General features: G+C 57.6%; 7 protein-coding genes and 4 tRNA genes. All 11 read left to right on the top strand.

All coding sequences use genetic code 11. The features are described 5' to 3' along the window. Positions 1-278 precede the first annotated feature (278 nt). The 11 genes from CLH61_RS18185 (at position 279) to CLH61_RS18135 (ending at position 8,536) form a co-directional block, all read left to right on the top strand. The gene (locus tag CLH61_RS18185; RefSeq protein WP_228152701.1) at positions 279-1,478 is read left to right on the top strand and encodes a hypothetical protein; all 1,200 of its coding nucleotides are present in this window, start codon (positions 279-281) and stop codon (positions 1,476-1,478) included. A 9-nt stretch (positions 1,479-1,487) separates the two neighbouring features. After that, entirely contained in the window at positions 1,488-2,582 is a 1,095-nt protein-coding gene (locus CLH61_RS18180) for a hypothetical protein (protein ID WP_228152700.1), read from the top strand. Between the two features lie 71 nt (positions 2,583-2,653). Beyond that, a complete protein-coding gene (locus CLH61_RS18175) occupies positions 2,654-3,130 on the top strand; it encodes a hypothetical protein (protein ID WP_099616111.1) in 477 nt (158 codons plus the stop codon). Between the two features lie 15 nt (positions 3,131-3,145). After that, positions 3,146-5,542: a DUF6160 family protein gene (locus CLH61_RS18170; RefSeq protein ID WP_211289148.1), complete on the top strand. Its 2,397-nt coding sequence runs from the start codon at positions 3,146-3,148 to the stop codon at positions 5,540-5,542. Between the two features lie 110 nt (positions 5,543-5,652). Further along, positions 5,653-6,624 (top strand): biotin--[acetyl-CoA-carboxylase] ligase, encoded by a 972-nt coding sequence (locus tag CLH61_RS18165; protein ID WP_099616109.1) that lies wholly within the window; start codon positions 5,653-5,655, stop codon positions 6,622-6,624. After that, a complete protein-coding gene (locus CLH61_RS18160) occupies positions 6,621-7,355 on the top strand; it encodes a type III pantothenate kinase (RefSeq protein WP_099616108.1) in 735 nt (244 codons plus the stop codon). Before CLH61_RS18165 ends, CLH61_RS18160 begins: the two co-directional genes overlap by 4 nt. Next, positions 7,352-8,122 (top strand): hypothetical protein, encoded by a 771-nt coding sequence (locus CLH61_RS18155; protein WP_099616107.1) that lies wholly within the window; start codon positions 7,352-7,354, stop codon positions 8,120-8,122. The genes CLH61_RS18160 and CLH61_RS18155 overlap by 4 nt, the downstream gene beginning before the upstream one ends. A gap of 31 nt (positions 8,123-8,153) precedes the next feature. Continuing rightward, a tRNA-Thr gene (locus CLH61_RS18150) sits at positions 8,154-8,229 on the top strand. 42 nt (positions 8,230-8,271) lie between these two features. After that, positions 8,272-8,356 (top strand) — tRNA-Tyr (locus CLH61_RS18145). A 10-nt stretch (positions 8,357-8,366) separates the two neighbouring features. Next, a tRNA-Gly gene (locus CLH61_RS18140) sits at positions 8,367-8,441 on the top strand. A gap of 19 nt (positions 8,442-8,460) precedes the next feature. After that, positions 8,461-8,536 (top strand) — tRNA-Thr (locus CLH61_RS18135). The last annotated feature ends 104 nt before the right edge of the window (positions 8,537-8,640 follow it).

The following is an 8,640-nucleotide window of genomic DNA, read 5'->3' as shown; positions in this document are numbered from 1 at the left end:
CGTCAGGCTCTTAATACCGAAACCCCAGCATCGAAAGATGTTGGGGTTTTTTATTTTCAGCTTCGAACTTTTATTTACCTCTTATCTCTCACCGTTCATCCCGAGCCCCGTCAAAACTGCAAACCATGACGTCGCGCACAGTGACAATCTGTAAACGGCGTTAATATCTGTATCCCGACTGGCTAAAAAATAACAACTGCCAGCGATTCAGAGACACTCACTACAAGCAATAACGATAACAATTACCGTACGACGGCGGTATTGAGTGAGATGTGATGATGAAGCGTATCGCTTGGCTATTGACTGTGCCGATGCTCGGGTGTGGATCTGCCCTGGCCGACCTTGAGCCTATTTCCGACTCCGCCATGTCAGAAGTGACCGGTCAGGCATTCATTTCCGTTGACCGCCAATATCACCCGGATCAGGCGCAAGCCACATCCTATACCCGGATCAACCTTGGCATGGATATCGATATCCAGACCAACGTTGATGTCCTTGAGCTGGGTAGCTATGAGCGAGCCGGAGAGAAACCCGGCACGGCTGACGTCTATATCGAAGATTTCGCGCTCGGCTATATCAATAACCAGGCCTATTTCGACCGCAATCCGGAAGCACCCAGGCAGCGCAGGCCGGACGGTTCGGTCTATGCCGAGAATGAAATCGTCCCTTTTACCATCCAGGATCCCTACCTCGAGTTCGCCTTCGATGAAGCCGCGAATGAGATTGTCGGATTCCGTCTCGGTTTTGGCGAATCCATGGGCATTCTTTCTGGCCGTATTGAAACACTGACCGGTAACGTCAACGTGGACATCATTGATCAGGGCGAGGGGCTCGGAAATGCCAACTCCGGAGGCAACTTTTTCGACCAGATTATTGTCCTGCTGACGCCGTTGCTGGCCGGCGGAAGTCCGCTGGAGACCCGTGCGCAATTGGTGCGCGGGGCCGATGGTGACCCCAATATCGGATCGCTGGACCCGGTCCGCGCCGAATACATTGGTGTTCCAGACGGTGAAAAATTCGTTCTCAAGGACGCCGATGCCTTTACCCGCTGGTCCCTCAAGAACCTCATCGGTTGGGGCTCCAGTTCCGAGATCGAGATTCCCGATTGCAGCCTGCTGAGCTGTCCGGGTGGCGATATCTATGTATACGCCAAAGATTGTCTGGTTCTGGGAATCGACTCCTGTTTTGATCTGGATATCTACAACAGTTTTCCGGTGGGGCAAGTCGAAACGGTTAACGGAGAGCGTCAGCTTACCGGTCCGGCCAGTGGTGCTTTTATCTCGTTCCAGACCCGGGACCTGGACTGGCTGGAAGACGTAAGCAAGACCAACCTGACCCCTGAAGACTTCCTGCGTGCCACATCAGGTGCCTTTTTTAATATCCCTAATGGCGCAACCGAAGTGAATCTTAACGAAGCGCTTTATGGCACCGATCGTTACCGCACCGAATACATCGACCGGGGCCGGGGCCTCTTCTGAGGGTTTGCTATGAAGACTCTGTTTGCAGGGCGACTGTCGGCCAAAGGTAAAGTGCAATGGATAATCCGCGCGCTGATGAGTGTCAGTGTGTGCCTGTGGGTGCCGGTCGTGACTGCGGAACTGCGCGGACTCACCGAAACAGAGCTATCAGATGTGTCGGGTGCGGGAATCGGGCTGGTTCTTGAAAACTTCAAATTTTCTCATGGAACCGATGTGCCGGACGAAAATGGTAATCAGGGCCGAATTTTCAAGATCGGTGGTTTGAAAAGTTCGGACGGCCGCGATGTGGAAATTGTGGTAAATCACCTCTACATCTCCGGAGCAGGTAGTAATTACGGCCAGAACCTTCGCCCCGTAAATCTGGGGCGGTTGGTGAACCCCTATACGGTTGACGTTGTTGATGGCAACGCCATTGGTATTGCGGATCGGGCGGTATTGCAGCTTGCTGCACCAACACTGATCGATCCGGCTCACGGATTCAATTGCCTCGGCGTTGACGCCGTGGCTGGCAGTGGCCCCTGTTCCAGCCGTCCCGCGACTGCCGAATACCTGGGGGAGCGACCGGACCTCGGCATGCAAATGAACCTGGCGGTTGGTGAGGATCGTACGGCCAATATCAATATTCATGCCCAGAGTGCCGTGATTGATGGTAGCTATCTCCGGTTGTGGGGTGACAATGACCGGCGTCAGATGGTCGGCCAGTTCCGGCTCAACTTCTACTCTCCCGAGGTGTCGATCAATACCTGTTCCCAGACAGGCTCCGGTTGTGGGACGCGTATCCAGATGACCAATTTTGCTCTGGAGTTGGCCCTCGGTAACCGCCTTCAGCCAATGTTCTTTGATGTCGATGGATCGGGAAATTTTGTCATTGAGGTGGCTGCCATTGACGCACCGGTCCCCGGCAGCATCGGCGCTGACGGTACGCGGGCAAGCAGTAATCCGGAGACCTGGGATTTCTACCAGGAGTACTACAGCAATCCGGATTATCGCTCAAGCCTGAGTATCGGCAACTTCTCTGTCGGCACCCGGGATTTTGGCCCGGCGCGGATTGAGGGCATGTTGGTTCAGCACCTCGAAATTCGTACCAGGGATCTCGCCCAATGAAGAAAAAATATATCGCGATCGGGATGGGGGCCCTGCTGGCGATAATTGCTCCCGGGTTGGTTCAGGCCGAAATGACCGCTGTGGATGATGCCACTTTGGCGGGCATTTCCGGGCAGGGCGGAATTTACCTGTCCGGCGATATCAGTATCAACGAGCTTGGTGGGCCCGTCGAGGACAGTTATTTCGGTTCGTGTGAGGAGCTGGCCAAGAAGTGCGGCGCGCGGTTTGCCTATCAACTCAAGGAAAACGGGGGGTGGATGGTGCTCGACGAAATACGCGGAAACTTTGCATTTGAAGGTCTGACCTTGCGGGTTCGCAGTATCAACTCCGGTTTTGGTGGCGACGGAGAGGTGTTCGACGGCGATGTCCTGGAGTTGGGGTTGCCGGATGTGATCCGCTTCCATGATGTGCGGTTCAAAATTGCCGGCAGCAGCATGGCCCGCCCATCGGATCCCGGTTTCCGGCAGACCGACATCATCTCGGCGGAAATGCAGGGTAACGTCATTATGGAAGGAAACCTGTTGGTTTTCCCTGCTGGGACCCCCTGAACAAGGATGTCAGTCATGAGCAGAGCACTTGGTCTGGAATGCTATCGTTACACGATTTTTGCGGCACTGTGGTTGTCACCACTGCTCGCCCAGGGGGAGTTGCGCAGTCTGGACGACTCCGCACTCGCTACCATCAGGGGGCAGAGCGGGCTGTCCATGGAACTGGAGCTGACCGCATCGGCAGACCGGATAGCCTATTTTGATGATGGCAATGGTATCTATCTGGAAGACTTTCGCATTGGCGCCGCCAGTAACCCGAACCAGCAGGCCCGGCATCTAATCAATATCGACATTGCCGACGATGCCAGCCTGAATCTGGATTATATCGTGGAGGACCGTCGCATTGAGTTCGGTGATATCAGGCTCGCCGGGGCGCCCGGTGTCAGCATGGGCGGTCTGTTCTTTGATCACAACCTGGCAGGCAGTTTGCGGATCCGCTCCGGGGGCGCCACTGGCAGTGGCTACTATTTCGATTCGGCTTACTCGATGACGGATGGCCGCCTTGGCTATCGGACCAACGGCAACGAAGTATTTCTGGATGACATCGCCATGACCGTTGAAGCTCCGGGGGTAACACTTGACCTCATTGATGGAGCGCTGGCTATATATGCCCCTTCGCTGATCGGCAGTTACTCCATCGGGGCTGTTCGCTTCAGTGGAAACCCTGCGAATCATGGAGCCAGTCGCGATATCGCGTCAGGTGAGTTGCTTTCCAGCTACGGCGGTTTTGCCGGCGATTTTGACCTGTCCAGCAATACCGCGATTCGAGCTGGCGGCCGTTCCGGGGAGGGGCTGCGAATTGACAATCAGACCGTTATCAATAGCGCCAATTTTATCTACCGCGACGACGCGCAGCAATTGGCACTGCGGGACATCAGCGGCTACTGGAACGTCGTCGATCTGCGGATGGATGTGGCCGCGGACTGGCAGGGGCGCAATGCGCTGGCGTTGACACTGGGCAGACTGAACGGTGAGCTGAAGATCGGCCGGATCGAGATGGGTGCCAACGGGCAGAGCCTGGGGGCGGTCAATTTGAGCTTCCTGTTGGAAGATGCGGTCTACAGCGGCGAAAGCTATTCCAATGTGGTTTACCTCCAGGGCGGCGGTCACCCCGATGCTGGCCCCCAGGGCCTGCGACTGGCAACCGAGTGGAGCCTGCAACGGGCAGACATCAGCTATACCGAAAACGGCCACCGGGTCATTTTCAGCGGCCTGCAGTCTTGGGGGCGGGGCGATATAACCGTCAACGTGACCCGTGACAGTGAGCTCAATGGCACGCGATTCTATGATGGATTGCGTATCGGTTTTGACGGTGTCAGGGCGGGCTACCGGCTTAATGGTTTGCGCGTAGGCAGTGAAGATGCCCTTCTGCAAGGGGGCACTGAGCTTCTGCTGGCCCTGGGCTTCTATCCGGCCTATGAGTTTGAGATGGATGGGCAGCTTACGCTTGGGGCTGGGGGTGCCAGTGGGGAGGGTATCACCATCAACTCGGATGTGAGCATCCGGAATGGCCGGGCTGCGCTACTTGCTGCACCCTACGACGATGGTGACGGACCGGCAGAGCAAAAGGGTTTGTGGATCAGTGACCTCAATTACGAGTCCCACATGCGTGACGCGACGGTGGATGTGACCCAGAACGGCCTTGAAGTTGTCCAGGGCGAAGCCTGGAGTACCATGGATGTAGGTAACCTGCGGGTCGGTAACAAGGACTCGGGCGCCAGCTTTGGCCGATTTGTCCTTGAGCAGTACGAAACCGGCAGTAGCATGGTGATTTCCCCGGGAGGTGCCGGTGATGTTTGTGCCGGAGGCGCAGGCGCCGACGCCGCCAGTTGTGAAGCATCCGGGGGGCGCTGGGAAACCCGCGGTGATGAGGGGTTGACCATCGGCCTCAAGCAGATCCTGGCCCGCGCCGAGAGCGGCGGGCGGCGCAACGCCCTGACCTGGGAAACCAATCGCGAGCTTGACAGTTCTGGCCAGTTAGTCAGCAACAGCGGAACCCGCATGGTGTTGAACGATATTCATACCTCTGACGGTGGGGATTATGATGGCGACGGGACTGATGACAATACTTTCGGTATCCAGACAGATATTGCCGTAGACGTGTATCAGACCCGGGTCGTCAAGAAGTCCGACGGTGCTGATGCCCAGGGCGTGGTTGGTGCCCGTGGGGATGAGAAGATCATGGACCCCTCGGTGGCGGCAGGGTATCGCTACGTTGCTGTACCAGGCCCCGAGGAACTGGCGAGCCGGCCGTTAGGGTTTGCGGTCAACGCCCGTGCCCGGTTCCGCGAGTTGTCGGTGAACAATGTTGACCTGGTCCACCCGGTGGGCGGCGCCCAGACCGCGGTGTATGGCGTGAGCATGCAGAATTTCGATATCAAGGCCAATCTGACGGCAACTCCGATGCCGTAAACCGGCGGCGTCAGTGCGGCGTCGTGGGAGCCGGATCCTGCGGTTGCTTTGTCTTTTGGCCGCGCCTGTTGTTTAATCCGCGCTGATCCTTTTCAAATCAGGGGCGGGTAATGAAGGCCAATCTTGTCATCGGGTTGCTGGCCGACGGTCAGGTTCACTCCGGCGAATCCCTCGCCAACCAGCTTGCTGTCAGCCGGACGGCAGTCTGGAAGCAGGTCAGGAAAGCGATGGAGCAGGGCTACCGGATCGAAACCATTCGTGGCAAGGGCTACCGGATGTTGACCCGTGTCGACCTTCTATCCCGGAACGCCGTCCTGGAGCGCCTCGATTCGAACCTGCGGCAGCGGGTTGACCTTTCCGTGCTGGACGAAGTCGACTCTACCAATGCAGAAGTTATTCGCCGTCAGGCAGAGATCTCCCCGGGCACCATCCCCGTCTGTATTGCCGACTGCCAGACTGCAGGCCGTGGCCGCCGCGGGCGGCCCTGGCGAAGCCCCCGAGGTGAGAACATCTACATCAGTTTCGGGCTGACCTTCCCCGGAGGCTTTGCCATGCTCGATGGACTCAGCCTGGTGTTCGGGGTGGCCATTGCCGAGGCTCTCGAGGTGGCGGGGGCACAGGATATTGGTTTGAAATGGCCGAACGATCTCTACTGCAGTGGCCGGAAACTCGGTGGAATACTGGTCGAGCTTCAGGGTGAGCTGGAAGAGGGGGTTGTCAGGGTTATCGTCGGCGTAGGGCTCAATGTGCACATGACCGCTGCCCCGGACGTTGATCAGCCCTGGACCAGCCTGGCCCGCGAACTGGAGGGCCAGGATTGGCAGCGAAATGTGCTTGCATCCGCTCTGGTTACCTCCGTGGTGGCAGCTGCCGACGAATTTTCGGCCAGTGGTTTTTCGCCGTTCCGGGAGCGTTGGCAGGGCAGGGATATATTTAGCGGCCGCCAACTTGCTGCGAAACAGGGCGAAGTGGCGGGTACCGGTCGCGGCATTGACGATCAGGGAAATTACCTGATCGAATCGACCGACGGTGTCGAGGCAGTCCGTGCGGGCGAAATCAGCCTGCGGGTGGCGGCGCCATGAAACTGGTGATCGACGCCGGCAACACCCGGCTCAAGTGGCAAGTTCTCTCCGGCGAACGCGTTACGGCATCGGGGGCTTGCTTGATGGAGCGCCAGGAACTCGCAGAATCATTGGCTCCCATCCTTGCGCAAGTGCGCGCCATTGCCATAACGACGGTAATCGCCGAAGACCGCCGGGACGAGCTCAGCAGCGCACTGACGGAACTGACGGGCCTGGTGCCCCGATTCCACTGGTCCGAGGCGGCGCGAGGGGGCTTGCGGAATTCGTATGCGGCACCGGAACGCATGGGCGCGGATCGCTGGCATGGTATGTACGGCGCCTGGTTGCGACTGGCCGGGTCTTTTGTGCTGGTGGATGCCGGCAGTGCGGTTACCGTCGATTATGTTACTGCGCAGGGTGTCCATCGGGGGGGGTATATTCTTCCGGGTAAAGCCATGATGCTCCGGGGCCTTCGGCAGGACGTGGCACGAGTCGGCTTCGATGCGGACGAGCTTCACAGTGTTGCCCCGGGTCGCGCCACCAGTGAATGTGTCCACCACGGCCTGTGGTGGATGTGGCAGGCCATGGTCCAGCGCCTTGAGCGGGAGGCGCTGGAGCGGAATGTCGACCAAATTGTCGTTACTGGCGGGGACGCCACTGACCTGCTTGCGCTCGGGCTCACGGCTATCCATCTGCCCGACCTTGTGCTAGAGGGCGTGGCCGCGATTGACCAGGAGATTTACGGGCTGTGAGAGTCTTCGCGCTGATACTTTTGCTGTTGAATGTCGGCGTATGGTACCTGGCAGAGCACCGGGAGCCGCGGCCCGAAAAACCGGTGGAGTCCGGTGGCCGGTTGCCCCGCGTGACGGAACTGGAACTCGTTCGGGGGGAGCTCGTGCCTGAGCGGCCAACCCGATCGGCAGCCGGTTCCGCAGCCCTGCTGCCGGCTCCCACTCTGGAAACGGATTCCGGAAATCGCGATCAGGATGCTCCGCTACCGACCGCAGCAAATAATTTGCTATCTCCGGTTCCGGTTGCAGAAGGCTATTGTGTCACCCTGGGCTGGTTCGACAGTACTGCCGCCGCACTGGCTGAAGCGCCTTCCGGGGCGACGGGGGTGAAGGCCGTTGAGTTGACGCGCGAACTGCCTCCCTTGCACTGGGTAATTATTCCTCCGCAGTCCCCTGAGCAGGCGTTACGCCAGTTTCGTGAAATCCGTCGGCAGGGTATTGATTCCTATCTGGTAACCGAAGGTGAGCGACGAAATGCGATATCGCTGGGATTGTTCGAATCGCTGGATGCGGCCCGTCAGGTCCAGCGCGAAAGAATTTCACAAAATATCAATGCAACGCTGGCAATTTTCCCCCGAAATCAGATAAGCTACGCGCTCGTTTTTGAGGCCGGGTTTGCTCCGGGTACCGGGGCGGCAAAAGCGTTTGTTACGGAATACCAGCAAAAGTTCGAGTTGGTTGAAATTAAGCGTTGCGAAGGTGTTGCAACGCCAGAAAAAAATCCGTAGTATACCGCCCTCGCTGAACAGGCGAATGTGAGCTGGCGTAGCTCAGTTGGTAGAGCAGCTGACTTGTAATCAGCAGGTCGGGGGTTCGATTCCGTCCGCCAGCTCCACTTTAAGTTTTGAAAGGTTTGCGGAATTTGCAAGTCTTACTCGGAGGGGTTCCCGAGTGGCCAAAGGGATCAGACTGTAAATCTGACGGCATCGCCTTCGCTGGTTCGAATCCAGCCCCCTCCACCACTAATTGCTCGCGGGCATCGTATAGTGGCTATTACCTCAGCCTTCCAAGCTGATGACGCGGGTTCGATTCCCGCTGCCCGCTCCAATTTGGTTTTTTGGTTAATGCTCATGTAGCTCAGTCGGTAGAGCACATCCTTGGTAAGGATGAGGTCACCGGTTCAATTCCGGTCATGAGCTCCATTTTTATCCGGTCAACGTTACGATCCTGGTTGATTAGGGAGATTGGTCGAATGTCTAAAGCAAAATTTGAGCGTAACAAGCCGCACGTAAACGTGGGCACCATT

This window comes from Marinobacter profundi, assembly GCF_002744715.1.
GTDB classification, from domain to species: Bacteria; Pseudomonadota; Gammaproteobacteria; order Pseudomonadales; family Oleiphilaceae; genus Marinobacter; species Marinobacter profundi.
The sequence above is the reverse complement of the archived record's forward strand: the minus strand, read 5'-3'. Positions and strand labels throughout refer to the sequence as shown.

What these genes read in the sequence shown, in the direction of transcription:
- CLH61_RS18185 (WP_228152701.1), top strand. Translation starts at nt 279, where the DNA reads ATGAAGCGTATCGCTTGGCTATTGACTGTGCCGATGCTCGGGTGTGGA.
- CLH61_RS18180 (WP_228152700.1), top strand. Translation starts at nt 1,488, where the DNA reads ATGAAGACTCTGTTTGCAGGGCGACTGTCGGCCAAAGGTAAAGTGCAA.
- CLH61_RS18175 (WP_099616111.1), top strand. Translation starts at nt 2,654, where the DNA reads ATGACCGCTGTGGATGATGCCACTTTGGCGGGCATTTCCGGGCAGGGC.
- CLH61_RS18170 (WP_211289148.1), top strand. Translation starts at nt 3,146, where the DNA reads ATGAGCAGAGCACTTGGTCTGGAATGCTATCGTTACACGATTTTTGCG.
- CLH61_RS18165 (WP_099616109.1), top strand. Translation starts at nt 5,653, where the DNA reads ATGAAGGCCAATCTTGTCATCGGGTTGCTGGCCGACGGTCAGGTTCAC.
- CLH61_RS18160 (WP_099616108.1), top strand. Translation starts at nt 6,621, where the DNA reads ATGAAACTGGTGATCGACGCCGGCAACACCCGGCTCAAGTGGCAAGTT.